An 18,237-nucleotide genomic window follows, 5' to 3' on the forward strand; every position below is an offset into this window, starting at 1 on the left:
ATTGAGTTTAGATTCTAATAAAATTTCTTCATTTTTATACTTATTGGTATTTTTACTAATCATTTTTATTATTAATTATTTCATTCTCATCATAAGAGCACGAAACATAGTTTCATAAACCAGATAGCTTGTTATTGTTTGTTCATCATAATCATTGTATTCTATTTTACTATCTTCTAAGACAGTTGAAAATTGCCCTTGCCAGTCTTTAAATGAAGCTTGAAGATAGTGTGCATCATTAATTTCTGCTAATTCATCTATACGATTTGAGATTAGATCATTATCTAACATCCTAGATATTTCATCTGTCAATATATGACTTCCATAATCTTGGTACATTTGATAATGAGCTTTTAACATAGCATTAAACCTACCTAACAAAATATCTTTCATATTGTCATCTTCAAACCAATTTGTTATTGAATTTTTATCTCCAAATCCAAATTTTACTAAATAGACTATATTATGATCATCCTCACCCTTGGAGTTAATTTTCATTAGTAAGTCTATATTTTTTTCTTTTGTTTTTAATAGTTCTCTTTGTCTATCAAAATTATCTTTTAAAGATTTATTTTCAATTTTTAGATCATTGATTTTCTTCTCTAGCTCTTTTTCATTCTTACTTTTTCCAAATAATCCCATTATGTGCCTTTTTATTTTTAAAATTATTTATAGCAAAACTACTTATTTTATAAGTAGTTTTGCTAAGTTTTGTTCAATTTGTAAATACACTTCGTCCCGTATTTCAGAACTATTTTGAATTTTAATTTGTGGCATCCATTGTTGAATAATTTTGACAATTTCAAAAATTTGATTATAGTACATTTTTACAGTTATTGATTCACCTTCTAATTCTTCATCAACTATTTCAAAAGCATCATTATTAAATAAAACTTCTCTTTTAAAAAAATTAGCACTATATTTATTCATATTAAGAACTACAAATTTATCTTTTTTAAAACTTCCATATGCATTTCCATTTTGTTCTTTTTTAAAGGTTGTATTACTTAAATAGCTTACTGGTTCTATATCTCCTATTGCATTAAATGCAAATGTTCTCTCTTCCCCTACATTATCTTTATTTAACTCATCATAGGTAATATATACATAATATGTGAATCCTGTTGAAAAAATAGTATTAGGTCTTATATATTTTTCTTCGAGTTCTTTTCCTGCTTTTTTATACTTAACTTTTAATAAACAATTGTCTTTTATGGCATTATTAAACTGGATAATTTTTTTTGCTAAATTAGATAATTCAGAAACCTTAATCATGTCATTAGTTTTTATCGATGAAATATCTTTTTCTAATAGTGAAAAGTCATTTTTAAGAAGTCTATTAACTATTGCACTTTTAAATATATTAAAAAAAGTTTCATTAGGTATATAATTTGGCAATAAGTTTTTAAACCTATATCTTCTTAACTTGATATCATAAAATATTTCATCTATATCTTTAATGTTGTTTTCTACTGTTTTTATACTTGATACTTCAAGATATTTTTTTAAATACTCTTTCGTGCAAGTTATATCACTATATATAGCTTTATATATATTAATCATTCTTTCGTTCATAATAGCCCTTTTAATCCATTCTACTTATACTTTAGTAGAATTTATATGTAATTTTACTCCATTATTGGAGATTTTTTAGAAATTATACTTGACAGAAATAGACTAAAGTTGTATAATTTCATTAGCAGTTTGTACTTTAAAATGCTAACTTGCTAACAATATATTTTTAAAAGGAGGGTTTTAATTGTTTAAGATTGTGAGAAACACTCACAAGAGGTTTACTATAACATAGTAATAACGTAGTAAAATAAAACTCTTATGATACTGATTTGAGACATGTATTCTAATAGTAACTAGCTTAAATGTCTATTAATATTTTTTTTACTACATCGACCTAATTTTAAAAAGGAAAATAAAATGGGAAGAAAAAGAGTAAGCGTTACTAATGAAAGTGACTCTGGAAGAAATCAAAGATTTCAGGATAACTATACTGGTTCAAATATGACAAGAAGTCAATTTGTTAGAGAAATTAATAATGGTAGTTATCAAAATTACCATGTTAGAAATGTTAATGGAATACCTACTCCTGTTAGTAATCCAGATGCAACACGCAATAATAATCTAGGATAATACATGGCAGTTCAAGTTAAAAGAAGTAATTTACAATCTAATAAGTATAAATATATTTGGAATAGAGATTCAGGTGATGGAGAATATACTGGTATTCAAGATCGAATTAGAATAGATAAAGATGAAGGTTACGAAGTACTTTATTTTATTGAAACTTTAATGAATAAATATGGATTAAAAACCCTTGGTGATGTTCATAAGATCGAAGACCTTTTACATAAACCTGCTTTATCTAATGTGGTTATGAGAGATAAACTAATTGAAGTAATTGAACGAAGACTTTAATTGAATTATTAACATACCGCCAAAAAAAGTGGTATGTTAATGATATTTTCTTAGTTAAAAACGACACTTCCAAAAATAATAAAACATATTTTTGCACTATTATAATAAAAAAGGATCCATTTTGTGTGACGTTAAAGTAGAAGAAGTTCATGAAAATTTAGCAAAAAAAAATGAAAAAAACATATCTTCATTGCATATATTACTAATAATTATTTTATTAACTGTAGATTATGCTAGTATGTTTAGTTATAGCATAGATCTTAAATCATTTAAGTATATTGTTAATTACCAAGAATTATTAGTTATAAATAGCTCAATAATTGTAATATTTAGTTTATTATCAATAATTACAAAAAAAATACCAATCTTATTTGCAGGAGTTTTAACTCCACTCTTTGCCTACATTTATTTTGAATTTGATCAAATAAAAGGCTTATTCGATTCATCAGTTCAAGCATTTGCGCAAGCATTTATTGTAGCAATAGTTTTATCGATAACATTGTATGGACCATCAAAGCTTTATAAATATTTAATATCATTTATAAAGAGTTTTGGTATTTGGGTACTAGGGTTCGTTACTGTAATTGTAAGCTTTATAATTGCATTAATTATCTTTTTGCATTATGATTCACTAAATAGTAATTGGAATAAGGTTTATATAAAAAACAATGAATATCAGTTTAGTAAATATACTGTATGGCAATCCTTATTTAGACAAAAAACATTTTCTACAAACCGATTAGAACAATTACAAAATAATATAAAATTTGTACATAGCAACCATTATATTAATGAGCTTCAGCAGAAAAAACTTTTAAATAACAATATTTTCATAAATGACACAAAAAGATTTTATTCTAACTACATACTTAACGGTGATTTTAAAACTTTTTTTATTGTAAGGAAAATACCTGAAAAAATACGTTTAATAAATGGTGGAAAGAATGAATCTAAAGCAACAGATATGTATATTGTTTTTACTAAAAAAGACTTATTAAAAGAAGAATACCAAATTATAAATATATTAAAAAAAGACATAACTGTTAAAAATTTAGAATAAAGAATTTTGATCTCCTGTCATAAGGATGATTATAAGTTAAAGGTCTATGCTACGGGCTTTTACAGCAAAAGAAGTTACTATGCCAGATTTAATTTGTTTAATATATCGTTTTTTGAAGTATGGAAAAAGTTAAGTAAATATACATCTTTTTATCGGAGCAAAAGAAGTATGAAATAGTTAATTTGTTAGAAAATATATAGTGCAGGTAATTAAGTAAACAACGTAAAAATTTAAAAAGAGGAGACAAGATGAATATTTTAATAGGTGTAATTATGTTTGGCATTACGATTATAATGTTAAACAATATTTTTTATATGTTTAAAAATGGATTAATTAGTAGTAAGCTAATAGCCAGCACTGTAACAGTTTCAATGATTATAACCATGTTTATAGGAAGTGTAAATAGTATTGACTCTGAGTTTTTCTATTTTCCTATAATATTTTCGTTCGTAGTGACTTATAATAAAGAGGTATTGAGCTATTTTGAACAAATGGTAATGAAATTAAAGAAATTATATCAAAAGATAGAATTTCTAAGTGTGCCTAAATTTATAGTATTTTTTACTGATGCAAGATTTGTGTTTTCAATGCTGTTAGTTTTATTAGTCGGCACTTGGTTTAAAAGCAACTCAGCTTGGATGGGAGCTTACGGCTCAATCATAACAATGTCTGGAATATTTATGATTACTAGAGGCACATTGAGAAAAACTATTAAACAAAAAGTAAGAGACAGTAGAACAGTAGACTATGGAAATCTTGATTCAACAAAAGAAGAAATTAATGAAGAAAGAGAAGTAAAAAAAGATATTGAATCAGCTAATTTTGGATTTTGGTTAACTGTAATAGGAACACTGTGGTGGGGATATGGTTCAATCGTTTATGATTTTGTAATTAGAATGTCCCCATATTAGAGAGAATTATTTAATCAATAAAACCTAACTTTATTCAAACTCATTTGGCAAAATATACTACCATTACTTTCTTTTTGTATTTTGACGAAGAGAAATAATGAATTGATAAATAAGATAGGCTATTATTGTTTTAAACAATAACATGCCAAAGGTTAATGTATCTTTACTTGTCATAATAGAAAATGGATTGATTATCTCTGAAAAACGTTCAAAGGAAGTATCCTTTGCAATAAATAAATATAATACAATATAGATACAGATAATTGCAGATGAAATTTTCTTTTTCCAATTAACAAAATGAACATTTATGCTAAATATAATACCTATGATAATAAATCCAGAAAAAAACTTTTCAAAAATATTATTATTTATATTACAATTTAGATAGCTAATCAAAGATCCTCCTAAAGTTAAAGAAATTATCCAAAATAGAGCAAGAACCCAATCTTGTGAATGGTTTGAGCTCCAACTGTGGAGTTTAAAAACAATGTTTTCTAAGATGTTATTTTTATTATTTTCTATTTCTTTTTCCCTTTCTTCCATTTCTAATTTATAGAAACGATTTGCTTCAATTATGTTATTTTTTGTATCAAAAAAATTTTTTATCGTACGTGCCGTTTCCCTGTTAGCAACTTGGATATCTGAGGCATCACCTATAAACTCATATTTTTCTGTTTTTTTATTAAATACTTTTCTAGATGATGATGTAACGTCTAAGAAATTTGCATTATCATTAAAAATACTGTCTCTTAAATTTAATTTTCCAGTAATAATAGTATCTCTGAAAATCGACTTTTCTAAAAATTTTGTATACTTAAAGTCAACGTTACAACAAAACTCAGATTCGCTGAAGACAGAAACACCTTTAAAGTCAGTTCTTTCAAAAACAACATGTCTAAATTTAGTCTGATAAAAATCTGCTAAGTCTTCAAATTTTGTATTATAAAAAGCCGATCTCTTTTCAATATCATAGAATTGAATTTTTACTTTTCCTTTAAATTTAGATTCACTTAAATTTAGATTTTTTAGTTCTATAAATTCATTTTTACCTCTATTTTCATCAGTCAATATAAAATCATTTTCTACGATATAGTTATATATTAATAAGTTCTCAAGCTCATTAGGGGCTAATTCAAATTTATTAATTTTATGCTTTTCACCAATAATAAAAATTGATGGTACATTTGCATTGATGTAAAGTTTGTCTATATTGGCATTTTCAATTTTTAAAAGTTCAAGTTTCGTCTCTTGATTAAAGCTCATACTTTTATTGAAAATGCATTTGTTGAAAGAAACTTTTTTAAACTTTGTTTTTATAAATTCAAGGTCAAAAGATTGAGTGCTGTTTTCTTCTCCAAACGTTACTGAATAAAATTCAACATCTTTATGAAAAATACTGTTCTCAAAATCTCCAGCTTTATACGAATAAGAATTTAGTTTTGTGTATATAAAGAAAACTAAATTAAAAAAGGTTACATTTTTAAAAGAAACTTGTTTAAAGTCTGTATGTGTAAAATTACAACTACCCATAAAATAAACATTATCAAAATAAGTAGTTTTATGGAATTCATAATAACTAAAATCTGCATCATCTAAAAAAATTGAATTACTCAAGTTTAAAGGAAAATCAAACCTATATGTAGGCGATTTCTCAAGAACTATATTTTGGTCAAGAAAATTTCCTTCCCAATATTGTATATGCGGGGTTCCATCTTCATCTTCATCCACCTCAGTATATTCTTTTTCAAATATTGGGAATATTATATAAGTAAGATCTAAAGCAGCACCTCTTTTAAACAATTCATCTTCATTCCTATCTTTTATAATTTCTCTGATTTTTCCCCAAAAAAACTTAATACTATTGCTATTTTGTGACCAGTCTTTCTTGTTATCAACAATTGTGTACCAGTTTTCTTTTTTACAATGCAATATACATTTTGATTTATCTTGAGTGTAGCTATACTCTCTGTCATCAAATTCTTTTTGACATCGAGAACATATGTATTTTGCGTTTTTACTCAATTCAAATCCTTCATTTACTTTAGATTTATATATCCAAACTATTTAACCAAACTTTACTGCTTAGTCAACTTAATAATTCTCTAAAACCCCACTATTAAGTTCATCTCGTCGCTCCCTCCAATTAGGCATAAATTTATCCATAAGTTTTTTAAAATTATCATTGTGATGTCTTTCCATTAGATGAACCAGCTCATGCACAACAATATACTCAATATTTTCAATAGACTTTTTTGCCAATTCAAGATTCAATAATATTTTTTTATTTTCTATATTGCAACTTCCCCATTTTGTTTTCATCTTTTTAATTTCCCATGAATTAACTTTTATATTTACTAATTTTTCACACTTTGGAATAAGCTTTGAAATCTCTTTTTTAAGTTCTTCTCTATACCAGTCATTTAAAACTTTTTGTCTATTTTCTATAGAAGTATTAGCTCTTACATGTAATTCTAATTTTGAATGATTTTTTACTATTTTATGCTTTGAACTTCCGATGATTACATTGAGTAAATACCTTTTACCAAAAAAATAATGACTCTCACCAGAAACCATCTCTCTTTTACTCTGTCGTGGTTGATTTTCAAAAGAGTCTTTTTGTTTTTTTATCCAAGATAATTTTGAAATAACAGCAAGTCTAACAGCTTCATCATCTATGTGTAGAGGGGCTGCGATTCTAACTCTTCCATAAGGAGGGTAGACACCTACGTGTAGATTTTTTATATCTTTTCTATCAATATGAACTTCAATATTATTTACAGTAATTACACTATGATTAACGGTATTCATTTTGATGTTTTATCAGTTCCATTATTTTATCTAACTTGATTTGATCTTCGGTATATATTTGCTTGATTGCATTTAATACTTCTTTTTCTTTAAACTTATTTCCAATCCAATTGTCTTTTTTTGTAATTTTTATAGCTGTATCAATTTTTATTGCCAAAGTTTCATCATTATCGAGGTTATCATATAGTGCTCTTTTGGCAGAACTATCTAAAGAAGATGGGTAATCTGAATTTTTATCTCCATCAGGTTTTGTTACCCTTGAAGCTAGTTCTTTTATTTTTTGTAAATATTTTTTATACTCTATTGCTCCATCTTTTCTTTCTTTGATAAGTTCATCAAGAAGCTCTGACATTTTATCAAAGTACTTCGGATTAACTGGATTTTCATCGATAATAAGCTTTCTCATATTGTTTTCAATAGCTTCACTCATAGCTTCATTATTTTTCCTCATTGACTTTGGCATACTTTCTTCTAACTCATCCACATTTTTTTCAACTATTAATTCAATCAGTCCCATTTCATCAAAATTAGCTAAAATTTCACTATCATCAGCTTTTATATAAGTATCAATTAGATGCCTCATAGCTGGTTCTAGCATTTTCATATCAACATAATCACCACTTGCTAATTTTATCTCTTCTCTAAGCTTTTCAAAGTGAGTAACCTCTTGCTTAATAGAGTCAAACTCTTCCCTTGTATATCCAGCAACTTGCATTTCATTTGCAAGATTAGCATAAGCTCTAAGTAGTGCTGCACTGCATTTATAAAGTGCTACTCTCTTTGGTTCATTATCTTTTAGTTCATCTTTACTTGTAGTATCATTTGCACAAAAATAATGAATATAATCTATACTGTTTTTAGGCTCTTCAACTGGCTCACATAACGCTTTTATACTTTCTCTAGCATCTTCAAGACTTTGCTTTGCTTTATCAAGTCTATTAGTAAGTAAGCCTTCAATATCATCTTTTTCATATTTATCAAAAGCCTCACTTGTATAATCATTAATAGCACCCTCTAAAGAGTTAAATAAGTCTTGATAGTCAATGATATATCCATACTCTTTATCTTCACCATCTAGTCTATTAACTCTACAAATAGCTTGAAATAAACCATGGTCTCTTAATTTTTTATCGATATAAAGGTAAGTTGCACTTGGAGCATCAAAACCAGTTAATAGCTTATCTACAACTATCAATAGTTTCATTTGTCCAGGATTTTTAATAAATTTCTTTTTAACTTCTTTTTCAAATGTTTCTATTTTATTTACAGCAGTATTTTCGGCTTCTTCAAAATAATCAGCAAGCATTTTTCTATAAATATCATACTTTCTTAGCTTCTCTGTTTGCCCCTCAGCACTCTCTTCGCCTTTTATATCAGCAATAGATGGTATATAGCTAGTTACAATGGCACACTTACCTTTTAAGTGTGTTCTATCAAATAGTTCATATACTTTACAAGCCTCATAGATACTTGCACATACAAGCATCGCATTACCTTTGTCATCCATGAGTCTTGGTCTAGTTTCCATGTCCATTAAAATATCATTCACTATCTGTTCTAATCTTGATTGAGATGAAAGAACTTTTTGTAATGTTCCCCATTTTTGTTTGACTTGAACTTTCGCAATATCAGACAAGCCTCTTGTCTTAATATCAAACCATTTATCAACCTTATCTTGTGAGGTTATATATTGGTCTATATCTCTTGGTTCATATTGTAAGTCAAGTATAACTCCATCTGATACGGCTTCATCAAACTTATAAGTATGAATATATCCACCAAAGATTTCAATACTATTTTTTTTATCATCTTTTAAAAGTGGAGTTCCTGTAAAACCTATAAACATAGCATTTGGCAAGATGAGTTTCATAGCATCATGAAGCTCTCCAGACTGTGTACGATGACACTCATCTACAAATACAAACAACTCGCCTTTAGCTTTAAAGTCTTTAGGGATATTATTTTGTATTTCTTTTATAAACTCATCACTTGACTCTTTACCACCACCAAATTTATGAACTAATGAACACATCAGCCATTCATCATTTTTATTCAATGTGCCAATTAAGTCATTTCCATTCTTGGTTCTATAGATCTCTTCATCTACGCCATTAAAAACTCTTTCTATTTGCTCATCAAGTTCTGTTCTATCTGTAATAACAAGAACTCTAGCAGTTGATTCCTTATCGGTTTTTGATTTTACATTTGCTCTTATCCATTTAGCCAACCACACCATAGTAAGGCTTTTACCTGAGCCTTGTGTATGCCAGATAATTCCACCTTCTCTTTTAGCTATATGTTTTTGTGCTTCCTTCATTCCAAAGTATTGATTATGCCTACAAGTTTTTTTAACTCCACTATCAAAAACTATAAAATCATGAATGATCTCTAAAAATCTTTTTTTGTTTAGTAGTCTTATGATGGCACAATCAAGAGCATTTTCTCCACCATCACACTCTAAGTTAGATAAATACTTTTTATCTTTACTGTCTATTTTAGGGTTATAGTCTGGATCTTCTTCTTTCCATGTAAGGTAATACTTTTCACTTGTTTCAATAGTTCCATATCTTAAACCCTCTGTATCATTTCCTGCCATTACAAGTTGCATTGTTGTAAAAAAATCTCTTATAAATTCTTTTTTCTGATTATCAAGGTTTTGTCTAATACCCTTAGCAACTGATGCAGTAGCACGTTTGAGCTCTATGACTCCTAAGGCAATACCATTGACATAAAGTACAATATCTGGTCTCTTTTTATTCTCGCCTTTTATACTCACTTCTTCGGCTATATAAAAGTCATTTTCTTCTGGATTTTTCCAATCAATGAGCCATAAAGTTTTCTTTTTACTACCAGCATCTTCTTTGATTTTTATGCCATATCTAAGAAGTTTATATACATCTTGATTCGCTTCATATAGTTTTCTGCCATCACCCATAACACAAGCTTGGTCTAATTCTCTAAGTGTTTTTGTAATAAGAGTTTGATTATAACCACATGAATTAAGATACTTTGTAAGATACTCAACCTCAATGCTTTTATTATCTTCTCTATCTGTCCAATCACCAAGATAGGTATATCCAAGATTAAAATCTTTTGAGTTTTTGTTAAAAAGTTTAACAACTCTGTTTTGTGTAGCTCTCTCAATTTGTCCTATATTACTCATGAATTAGCCTTGTTTTACCAGTAAGAAGTTCTTGCATCATTCCCTCTTTTATAGCTTTTGTTTTTGATAGTTTTGATTTTAGTTTTTCTATTTCTTTGTCCATATCTGACAGGATTGTGGCTATTGCTGTTTGCTCTTCTTTTGTAGGTGGTATACTAATTTTATAACTTGATAATTCTTCTTTAGTTATAGTTTTAATAGTACCCCCTTGTGCTTTTTGTTTTTCTATTTGAAATAATTCAAAAACTTGATACATAAAATATATTTTATTAATTGGAATTAAATAATTAGTAAAAATCAATAATGTTCTATCAATAAATGCATCATATTGAGTTAATGCAATACGACCAATACTACCTTGAATTGTTAATATCAAGGTGTCTTTTTTTATAAATACACTATATTGTTCAGCAATTTTACTTATTTTTTGTTTAGTGGAATTTTTCAGTCTCATATTTTTATCAACATCGTAAACCTGAATGAATGGCATACCATTTTGTTCATCATACCATTTTGATAATCCATAAGGCTGAGGAAAACTACCTCTTCTAAATTTTGCTATTTTTCCAAGTCGTTTTTTTTTCCATTTCCCGCAAAATCCATCAAGTCGTTTTTTACCAGTAAGAAGTTGTTGCATTGTAGCTTTTTTAATATCTTGTTTCTTTGATATTAATTTTTCAAGTGAACTTATAAGCTCATCGGTATCACTTAAAGCTGTAGCTATTGCTTTTTGTTCTTCAATTTTCGGAGCTTGAAATTCAAAATGAATAAAATCTTTTTGATAAAGGTGATTAATCGTTGAGCCTGCTGTTAATCTATTTAAAAACTCTCTAAATATTTCAGATGTAAAAATATAATAAAGATACTTTTGATAAATTTTATCCCCAACTGCTCTTACTAAAAATACACCACTATTTAATGTTGCAGGTAATGGTAGATTTTTTACATAACCAATTTTTCCAATAGTTCCATCTTTTGTTACTATAACATCATCATTTTTGAGTTGAATATTTTTATCTTGTACATATCTATATTTGTCTACAAAATGACAACTATCCCAATTTACAAAACCATTTTCAAAATCGGTACCAGTTACTAAGTAAAATTCTCCAATATCCTTATATTCTTCAACAGTTAAGCCTTGCCAACCAATTCGTGCTTTAAGAGTAGTGTCTTGACCAATATTTACAACTTGATAAGTATCATCTTTTACCATGATATTCCCATAGCTTTTAAATGCTTTTCTACTTTATTAGTCAATTTAGTTACTTCTTTATCAAGTTTTGGCAAGGTAACTCTATATCTATCATTTAAAATTTTTACTTGATTAGATAAAGATGATGTAACTCTGTCAATTTCATCTTTAATAGAATTTAATAGATAAGTATTCCACTTGTTTTCTATTACAAGGTCTTTGATTTCATCAATGCTAAGAGTTGGATATTTTTTAAATACTTCTAAATTTAGTTTAATTTGTTCATCTTTTAATATTCTTTTAGCTTTTGCATCATCTTCAAAGAGTTTCTTACATTGTTTTAAAGCTTTTATCTCATTTTTATCATTTGTTATTTTTAACCTTGCTGCTACACTAGCTTTATTTATATTATCTTTTTCATTTCGTGCATCTTCTAAGAGTCCATCTTCACCAGTGTTTTCTTCTATAAAAGCCCCTAACTCTTGTGTTTTTATTTCTGAGTGATTTAGTAATTCATCAATTTTATTTTGTTCATTTTGAAAATAAGAAGCTATTATTAAAGATGGTGGTATCAAATCAGCTTTATAGAGTTTTTTATTTATTTCAAAATCATGAGCTTCTTTATAAATACTTTTACCTTTTACTTTCGTTGGAGCTAATTCTCTGACATCATTTCCAGCTTTCCAACCATCTTGAGAGATAAGATAAATATCATCTTGTAGTATCTCATTCCAATAGTCTCTAAGTATCTGATAAATATCATATTTTTCTATTAATTTTATATCATCAAAACTATGAAGTAAGTCCTCTGATAGTGCATGTATAAACGATTTACTACCAACTCCAATATCTAAAGAATAAAGTAAATCGTCATGACTATTTTTCCATTGTTTATAATGTTCTATTATCTCTTTTTTAAATTTTATAAATTCACTTGATTCTAAAATGGCTTGTTTAATTTCATTGGAGTGTACTTTTATATCACTATATCCAGCTCTATTACTTGGCATAAATAGTTGATTTTTAAGTGCAGGAAAAACATCCCAGTAAGCACTTAGGTTATCTATATCAAAGCTAGGTATTCCTCCATTGAAGTGAGCATCTAAATCGTGTATATCCTCTATTTCGCTACTATCAATATATCGTGGAATATTTAAGTTATATTCATTTTTTTCTATTTCACTTAGAGTTACTATTCTTGCATATTTCGGAGTTTCTAATTGGTTATTGAAAGTATCTACTATTTTATGTACATCTTGGTCTCTTAGACGATTTTTATTACCATCTTTTTTAAATCCTTTACTAGCATCAATCATAAATATACCAGTTCTTGCACTCGCATTTTCTTTGTCTATTATAATAATACAAGCAGGTATTCCAGTACCATAAAAAAGGTTTGCGGGTAGTCCTATAATGCCTTTTACAAATCCTTTTTTTATTAGTTTAGTTCTAATATCTCCCTCTGTATTTCCACGAAATAGTATCCCATGAGGTAAAATAACAGCAGCTTTTCCTTTGCTTTTAAGTGATTTTACCATGTGAAGTAAAAAAGCATAATCACCATTTTTTTCAGGTGGTGTATCAAATCCCTCAAATCTTTCATATCTATCAGGAGATTCTACTCCACTAGTCCAAGCTTTAAGTGAAAATGGTGGATTAGCAACAACAAAATCAAATGTTTTTAATTTATTAATATCATTTTTATCAGTAAAAGCGGGTTTTGCTAAGGTGCTTTGCCCTCCAACTGCTATTTCTGCTGTTGCATTGTTATGAAGTATCATGTTCATCCGACATAATGCTGTTGTAGATACTTCTTTTTCTTGCCCATAGATACTCAATCCATTTGGTGCTTCTGATGAAGCTTTTAATAACAATGAACCAGAGCCACAAGTTGGATCATATACAGTTTGGTTTTGAGTTGTATTATTATCTATACCAATGATTTTTGGCATGATAGAAGAAACTTCTGATGGAGTATAGAACTGTCCTTTACTCTTACCTGATTCAGTTGCAAAATGTCGCATTAGGTACTCGTAGGCATCACCAAGTAAATCATCATCATCTACATTATTTGAACTAAGCTTTAAAGTATCAAATATTCTTACAAGTTTAGATAACCTATCAACCATTTCTTTATCAGAACCGAGTTTTGTGTTGTCATTGAAATCAGCAGTATCAATAATCCCTTTTAAGCCATTAGCTTCAGCAAGAGCAGAAATGATTTTGTTTATCTTATCACCAATCTCTTTATCGCCAGCAAGAGCAACCATGTCAGAAAAACTAGCACCATTAGGAATTTCTATTAAACTATTAGGGTCATCAACTTTGTCTGATACATATTTCATAAAAAGAAGTGTTAGTACATAGTTTTTATATTCACTAGCATCCATACCACCACGAAGTTCATCTGCACTCGCCCATAATGAGCTATATAGTTCTGTTTTTTTAATTGCCATTTAGTTATTCCAAGTATTTAAAATTATAAGCTATTATTTTAGCGAAGTATTGCAATATTGGAAGTTAAGTATGTGAAATATAGTATGCATTGGATAAAAAAAAGCTAGAAATTGTATTTGTCCCTATTGTAGGGACAAATACGGATAATTAGCTTAGCTCCAACAATGCCTCTCCTTGTATATGAAGTGACAAGAGGCTTCTTGACCACTCTCCATAAACAACAACAAGGCTAGAATTAATATTCCAAGTATCAACGATAGTATCTATAATCTCTTTCTCTTTTGAATGCATGAGATTGTCAGTATAAACAATTGCCAATAATTCTATTAAAATAATTTTTTGGTACTCTTTGTTAGCGATATTGTTAAGGCACTCTTCTAGTGAAAATGTTTCTTCTTCATACTCTATGTCAGATATATTCATTTCGTTAAGGTAGCCTTCGATTAAAGACCTTTCCATTTGAGTAAAAGATTCATCTGATTTAGCAACATGGTATGCCAACTTTAAAAAAGTAACTTTAGATTGTTGATCTAGTCTATTTAAAAACATTATGACTCCTTTCCGAAATATTTAACTTCAATCTTAGAACCAAATACAGCTTTATAAATGACCCAATCAGGGTTATAAGTTGTTAATGCATGTGCAGCTTGAAATGTAACGTTTAAAGCCCATATTGGCGTAAAAAGTAAAGTAGCTTCTCTACCCTTTGTTTTTACTCTTACACTATAGCCCTTGCTCTCTAATAGCTGTTCTACTTGCTTAACATTCTCTTTTTGTTTATTACCTTCAATATGAAAATCTTCACAATTTTCTATGTATTTAATTACTTCTTCGTCTAATGGACAATTTAGTAGTCCTGGCATTTATATCTCCTTTTAATTTTAAATTAACTCTATTAATATTCAACACTCCAGTTACCTTTATCAGTAGTAACAACTTCAACTTTCATTACGTTACAATGTGCTGTATAAGTTCTGACAACTCTATCTCCATATTTCATAGCACTTGGAAGTTTTGGTTGTGCATTGCTTAATCTACAGCCATTGCCTTCATTAATGATTACATCTTGCACTGTTACATTTGTAACGGCTGTTATGGTCACTTGAGGGATTTTAAATAATAAGGTTCCCAAATATTGGTCATGAATCACAGTTTCAATCTTTACCGGTGACACTTTTGATTCTTCCTCTCCACATCCACTTAGACCTACAACTAACAACAACGTTATAAAAACACCAATGTACTTCTTCATTAAGACTCCTAATTATATCTACTATCATACAGTGTATTAATAGTGATTGATAGAGAATTCTACAGAAGATAAACTTATAAGTAAATTACACTAATAGTAGGTTGTACATATATGCAAGAAATTACAATAGAAGATCTTTATCAAACTATCGGTAGAAATGTAGCAAGATACAGAAAAGAGAAAAAGATGTCACAACTTAGCTTATCTATGGTTATGGGCTATAAATCTGTATCAGTTGTATCTAGTGGTGAGATTTGTTATAAGGGTAAACATTTCAATCTTGAACAAATACATAAAATCTCTAAGATTCTAAAGGTTCCTATTACAAAGCTTTTTGAAGAAGAGTAGCTTTATATCAAAATAAAAAATAATTTGTATATTATATGATAGAAGTATATTCTGTTAGAACTCCCAAGTAAAAAGAAATACCTAATTCAGTTTAGGAAACATGATGACCTGAGCAGCAATAAAATAAACCTTATTAGAGTACAGCATAGATGCACTTGCATCTATGCTGTACTCTTTAATATCAGTTTATGTTCCAGTGGACTAAGACGAATAAAATTATCCATCATATCCTTTGACGTACATGCTCTTAATATATTAGTTATGTATTTAACCTTTTTTCTAACTTTTCTAGTTCTTTTAATTACAGGAACCTCGTCTTCTCCTCTTAGATAGGTTATTAATATGTTATAGAATCTAGTGTAACTATCTTCACCTTTATCATGTATGCCGTATAGGGCGTATATGTGTGAGACATCCATTACACGAGTAGCTATATTTTTATTAAATAGCCCGTGCTCCAACACACTATCAACTTCTTTAATCTCTGGGTAAGTAATAACCAATAAATCTAAATTGTTACGTTTGGCTAGTTCTACTTTAATTTTGTCGTGTCTTACCCGCTTAAGGAACCCTTTCTTACCACCCCAACCACTATTAGCAAAATAATGTTGTCTACCATGGTATTCTATTAGTAGCGGTACATGAGGTAAGTAAAAATCATATCTATATCTCTCACCTGGTAAGCGATATTCTCTGCGAAAGGCAATCTTCTTTTTTTCAAGGTACTTTACTATTGCCTCTTCTCCCTTTGACACAATCCTACACCTTGGACACAGTGCACCGTATAAATGTGTGCGTGGAGGTTGTTCATAATCTCCGTGTGATGGACAAGTAATAGTCACTTTTATATTCCTATCTATATACTTGGTACGCGGGTATTTGTACCTACCCTTGTGTACAATGGTGGCTTCCTCTATAAATTTATCCGTACCTTTTGGTAATGAACAATTACACAGCCTACATCCTTTACCCGCTAAGTGACGGTGGGGCGTTTGTAAAAATGTCCCATGTACTTTGCATGTAATTGGCACTGGTAAACTAGCGGTCAGGTATTGGTCAATCTTATCGTACCCGTACCGCGTACCGTGAACTTTTCTAGCCTTATACTTAAATATTCTAGCATTTATATTTTTTACTTGCTCAAGAGGTAACCCGTGACTGGTACCTAATATATACTGCGTCGTTTCCATATTGTACTCCTATACTTACCTATATCCATGTTAATCCTATTAATAATATATCCTTGTAGACACACGGTATTACACTTCTTAGCATCTCAGGAGATACCTATAACCTATGAGAACAACCCAGAAAAAAGCATAATCTTATATAACCCACAACAAACCATCTTCTAGTTATCTAGGAGGGGGAGAGGGGCGTTAGCCCCTCGTATGGGGGAGGTTAAACTATATAACACTTTTATATATAAGTTTTAATATAACAACATAACCATGGTTTTCATTATTGAAAGTCAGACTTTAAGTGAGAATAGCATTTATGATTCTATGTTACTTCTTAATTAAGTGTAGTTATTAGTGTAATATATTTTACAACATAAACTCTATTGCATCCTTTACACTTCCAGTACATAGTCCACCATCAATAAGGTATTTATCTATGTAGTCACCATATTCATCTTTCTCATTACTAGAATATACATTAACAGCAAATCCATCATTACATGTACTTTCAAAAATTTCATAGTAAAATCCGCTATGCACAAATTCCACTACATCAACATTTTCAAGACTTTTAACTAGTTCATCTACTCTTTCAGGTTTCATTTTTTACTTTAGATAGGAGTGTTGGCTCAAATGACAAATCCATTTCAACATGCAATCCTAGTGGACCTTTAAGAGATTCCAACTCTTCTAACGAAAAGTAACCTAACTCACTTTCCAAGCCTTGTACATATCCAAAACAGATATCTTTATCATCTGAGATTTCAATTATGTACCAAGACCAATTACTAGAAGTGAACAATTTTACATGACATACTTTTGCATCATCTTTTAGCTCTTCTGTTGCATACAATGGGGGTATTTCATTAATCAATTGTTCGGGTATTAGCTTACTCATATTGCTCTCCTTTAAAGCTCTAAATGGTGTATGAAATCACCAATGTATTCTAAACCTATGACATCTTTAAACGCAAACTGATTCAAGTAAGACTGGTCATACTTAAAAGTTTTCAGAGCTTCTTGAATATTCCCTCCACCAGCAGAACCCAATACTTGCATGTTTTGGATAGCTTTATTGTTTGGGTCATGGGTAAATCCTTCCATAGTTAAAAATATGAAGTTTCTCATCTTAGGCTGCTTGTTGTTCTATTGGCTTATACCAGAGTTTAGAAGCACCATCCCAACGAAACCCACAAGCTTTAATGCTATCTTTCTTTGAAAAGATGTCATCTCCCACCACAACTAGATTCTGACCTTGTTCTAAAATGGTTAATCCAATCTTGTAAAGAGATGAGTAATCTTGTGGATTATGAGATTGTTTTTGCTGTTGTTTCATTGGTTGAGAGTATTGCTGTGATTGTTGTTGATTGTTCTGATTTATATTTGGTTTCTTTGAATACAAATCATTGCCAAACTGCCTACCACACGACCT

19 protein-coding genes and 1 pseudogene are annotated in these 18,237 nt (G+C 29.1%); 5 read left to right on the forward strand and 15 right to left on the reverse strand.

Features of this window, described 5'->3' with window-relative positions; translation table 11 throughout:
- Window positions 1-75: 75 nt before the first annotated feature.
- Together QZZ48_RS07975 and QZZ48_RS07980 are read right to left on the reverse strand one after the other, a co-directional pair.
- Complete coding sequence (locus tag QZZ48_RS07975) at window positions 76-642, reverse strand: hypothetical protein (RefSeq protein WP_294964093.1); 567 nt, start codon at window positions 640-642, stop codon at window positions 76-78.
- A 42-nt stretch (window positions 643-684) separates the two neighbouring features.
- Window positions 685-1,575 (reverse strand): WYL domain-containing protein, encoded by an 891-nt coding sequence (locus QZZ48_RS07980; RefSeq protein ID WP_294964096.1) that lies wholly within the window; start codon window positions 1,573-1,575, stop codon window positions 685-687.
- A 357-nt stretch (window positions 1,576-1,932) separates the two neighbouring features.
- Here QZZ48_RS07980 and QZZ48_RS07985 point away from each other — a divergent pair, with 357 nt between their 5' ends.
- The 4 genes from QZZ48_RS07985 to QZZ48_RS08000 all read left to right on the forward strand — a co-directional run bounded on the left by QZZ48_RS07985 (window position 1,933) and on the right by QZZ48_RS08000 (window position 4,401).
- Window positions 1,933-2,145, forward strand: coding sequence for a hypothetical protein (locus QZZ48_RS07985; RefSeq protein WP_294964099.1), 213 nt, complete (start codon window positions 1,933-1,935; stop codon window positions 2,143-2,145).
- Between the two features lie 3 nt (window positions 2,146-2,148).
- Window positions 2,149-2,430, forward strand: coding sequence for a hypothetical protein (locus tag QZZ48_RS07990; RefSeq protein WP_294964102.1), 282 nt, complete (start codon window positions 2,149-2,151; stop codon window positions 2,428-2,430).
- Window positions 2,431-2,521: 91 nt separating this feature from the next.
- Window positions 2,522-3,490: a hypothetical protein gene (locus tag QZZ48_RS07995; RefSeq protein WP_294964105.1), complete on the forward strand. Its 969-nt coding sequence runs from the start codon at window positions 2,522-2,524 to the stop codon at window positions 3,488-3,490.
- Between the two features lie 248 nt (window positions 3,491-3,738).
- Window positions 3,739-4,401 carry a hypothetical protein gene (locus tag QZZ48_RS08000; protein ID WP_294964108.1) on the forward strand — a complete coding sequence of 221 codons (663 nt, stop codon included), beginning with the start codon at window positions 3,739-3,741 and terminating at the stop codon, window positions 4,399-4,401.
- Window positions 4,402-4,464: 63 nt separating this feature from the next.
- Here the strand turns inward: QZZ48_RS08000 and QZZ48_RS08005 are convergent, their stop codons facing one another.
- From QZZ48_RS08005 to QZZ48_RS08040, 8 genes are all read right to left on the reverse strand, one after another.
- A complete protein-coding gene (locus QZZ48_RS08005) occupies window positions 4,465-6,423 on the reverse strand; it encodes a hypothetical protein (RefSeq protein ID WP_294964110.1) in 1,959 nt (652 codons plus the stop codon).
- Between the two features lie 69 nt (window positions 6,424-6,492).
- Window positions 6,493-7,209: a SprT family zinc-dependent metalloprotease gene (locus QZZ48_RS08010; RefSeq protein WP_294964113.1), complete on the reverse strand. Its 717-nt coding sequence runs from the start codon at window positions 7,207-7,209 to the stop codon at window positions 6,493-6,495.
- Window positions 7,196-10,372, reverse strand: coding sequence for an HsdR family type I site-specific deoxyribonuclease (locus QZZ48_RS08015; RefSeq protein WP_294964116.1), 3,177 nt, complete (start codon window positions 10,370-10,372; stop codon window positions 7,196-7,198). The genes QZZ48_RS08010 and QZZ48_RS08015 overlap by 14 nt, the downstream gene beginning before the upstream one ends.
- The gene (locus QZZ48_RS08020) at window positions 10,365-11,588 is read right to left on the reverse strand and encodes a restriction endonuclease subunit S (protein WP_294964118.1); all 1,224 of its coding nucleotides are present in this window, start codon (window positions 11,586-11,588) and stop codon (window positions 10,365-10,367) included. Before QZZ48_RS08020 ends, QZZ48_RS08015 begins: the two co-directional genes overlap by 8 nt.
- Window positions 11,582-14,023, reverse strand: coding sequence for a type I restriction-modification system subunit M (locus QZZ48_RS08025; protein WP_294964119.1), 2,442 nt, complete (start codon window positions 14,021-14,023; stop codon window positions 11,582-11,584). The genes QZZ48_RS08020 and QZZ48_RS08025 overlap by 7 nt, the downstream gene beginning before the upstream one ends.
- A 148-nt stretch (window positions 14,024-14,171) precedes the next feature.
- Complete coding sequence (locus QZZ48_RS08030) at window positions 14,172-14,573, reverse strand: hypothetical protein (protein WP_294964120.1); 402 nt, start codon at window positions 14,571-14,573, stop codon at window positions 14,172-14,174.
- Complete coding sequence (locus QZZ48_RS08035; protein WP_294964123.1) at window positions 14,573-14,887, reverse strand: hypothetical protein; 315 nt, start codon at window positions 14,885-14,887, stop codon at window positions 14,573-14,575. The genes QZZ48_RS08030 and QZZ48_RS08035 overlap by 1 nt, the downstream gene beginning before the upstream one ends.
- Before the next feature lie 32 nt (window positions 14,888-14,919).
- A complete protein-coding gene (locus QZZ48_RS08040; RefSeq protein WP_294964126.1) occupies window positions 14,920-15,276 on the reverse strand; it encodes a hypothetical protein in 357 nt (118 codons plus the stop codon).
- A gap of 111 nt (window positions 15,277-15,387) precedes the next feature.
- Between QZZ48_RS08040 and QZZ48_RS08045 the strand changes: the two genes are divergently transcribed.
- Window positions 15,388-15,624, forward strand: a complete 237-nt coding sequence (locus QZZ48_RS08045; RefSeq protein ID WP_294964129.1) for an XRE family transcriptional regulator — start codon at window positions 15,388-15,390, stop codon at window positions 15,622-15,624.
- Window positions 15,625-15,785: 161 nt separating this feature from the next.
- On the opposite strand, the gene QZZ48_RS08050 is transcribed toward QZZ48_RS08045, so the two are convergent.
- The 5 genes and pseudogenes from QZZ48_RS08050 to QZZ48_RS08070 form a co-directional block, all read right to left on the reverse strand.
- Window positions 15,786-16,379: a hypothetical protein gene (locus QZZ48_RS08050; RefSeq protein WP_294964132.1), complete on the reverse strand. Its 594-nt coding sequence runs from the start codon at window positions 16,377-16,379 to the stop codon at window positions 15,786-15,788.
- A 792-nt stretch (window positions 16,380-17,171) separates the two neighbouring features.
- Window positions 17,172-17,408, reverse strand: coding sequence for a hypothetical protein (locus QZZ48_RS08055; protein WP_294964134.1), 237 nt, complete (start codon window positions 17,406-17,408; stop codon window positions 17,172-17,174).
- Entirely contained in the window at window positions 17,398-17,703 is a 306-nt protein-coding gene (locus QZZ48_RS08060; protein WP_294964136.1) for a DUF2958 domain-containing protein, read from the reverse strand. Before QZZ48_RS08060 ends, QZZ48_RS08055 begins: the two co-directional genes overlap by 11 nt.
- A gap of 11 nt (window positions 17,704-17,714) precedes the next feature.
- Window positions 17,715-17,933, reverse strand: coding sequence for a hypothetical protein (locus QZZ48_RS08065; RefSeq protein WP_294964139.1), 219 nt, complete (start codon window positions 17,931-17,933; stop codon window positions 17,715-17,717).
- Window position 17,934: 1 nt separating this feature from the next.
- Window positions 17,935-18,237 (reverse strand): annotated as a pseudogene (locus QZZ48_RS08070) (DNA repair protein Rad52); the annotation flags it as partial.

Origin of the sequence: Sulfurimonas sp., from assembly GCF_016744025.1 — a bacterium.
Taxonomy (GTDB): domain Bacteria; phylum Campylobacterota; class Campylobacteria; order Campylobacterales; family Sulfurimonadaceae; genus Sulfurimonas.

What these genes read in the sequence shown, in the direction of transcription:
- QZZ48_RS08055 (WP_294964134.1), bottom strand. Translation starts at nt 17,408, where the DNA reads ATGAAACCTGAAAGAGTAGATGAACTAGTTAAAAGTCTTGAAAATGTT.
- QZZ48_RS07980 (WP_294964096.1), bottom strand. Translation starts at nt 1,575, where the DNA reads ATGAACGAAAGAATGATTAATATATATAAAGCTATATATAGTGATATA.
- QZZ48_RS07975 (WP_294964093.1), bottom strand. Translation starts at nt 642, where the DNA reads ATGGGATTATTTGGAAAAAGTAAGAATGAAAAAGAGCTAGAGAAGAAA.
- QZZ48_RS08025 (WP_294964119.1), bottom strand. Translation starts at nt 14,023, where the DNA reads ATGGCAATTAAAAAAACAGAACTATATAGCTCATTATGGGCGAGTGCA.
- QZZ48_RS08030 (WP_294964120.1), bottom strand. Translation starts at nt 14,573, where the DNA reads ATGTTTTTAAATAGACTAGATCAACAATCTAAAGTTACTTTTTTAAAG.
- QZZ48_RS08020 (WP_294964118.1), bottom strand. Translation starts at nt 11,588, where the DNA reads ATGGTAAAAGATGATACTTATCAAGTTGTAAATATTGGTCAAGACACT.
- QZZ48_RS08015 (WP_294964116.1), bottom strand. Translation starts at nt 10,372, where the DNA reads ATGAGTAATATAGGACAAATTGAGAGAGCTACACAAAACAGAGTTGTT.
- QZZ48_RS08065 (WP_294964139.1), bottom strand. Translation starts at nt 17,933, where the DNA reads ATGAGAAACTTCATATTTTTAACTATGGAAGGATTTACCCATGACCCA.
- QZZ48_RS08035 (WP_294964123.1), bottom strand. Translation starts at nt 14,887, where the DNA reads ATGCCAGGACTACTAAATTGTCCATTAGACGAAGAAGTAATTAAATAC.
- QZZ48_RS08000 (WP_294964108.1), top strand. Translation starts at nt 3,739, where the DNA reads ATGAATATTTTAATAGGTGTAATTATGTTTGGCATTACGATTATAATG.
- QZZ48_RS07985 (WP_294964099.1), top strand. Translation starts at nt 1,933, where the DNA reads ATGGGAAGAAAAAGAGTAAGCGTTACTAATGAAAGTGACTCTGGAAGA.
- QZZ48_RS08040 (WP_294964126.1), bottom strand. Translation starts at nt 15,276, where the DNA reads ATGAAGAAGTACATTGGTGTTTTTATAACGTTGTTGTTAGTTGTAGGT.
- QZZ48_RS08010 (WP_294964113.1), bottom strand. Translation starts at nt 7,209, where the DNA reads ATGAATACCGTTAATCATAGTGTAATTACTGTAAATAATATTGAAGTT.
- QZZ48_RS08045 (WP_294964129.1), top strand. Translation starts at nt 15,388, where the DNA reads ATGCAAGAAATTACAATAGAAGATCTTTATCAAACTATCGGTAGAAAT.
- QZZ48_RS08060 (WP_294964136.1), bottom strand. Translation starts at nt 17,703, where the DNA reads ATGAGTAAGCTAATACCCGAACAATTGATTAATGAAATACCCCCATTG.
- QZZ48_RS07990 (WP_294964102.1), top strand. Translation starts at nt 2,149, where the DNA reads ATGGCAGTTCAAGTTAAAAGAAGTAATTTACAATCTAATAAGTATAAA.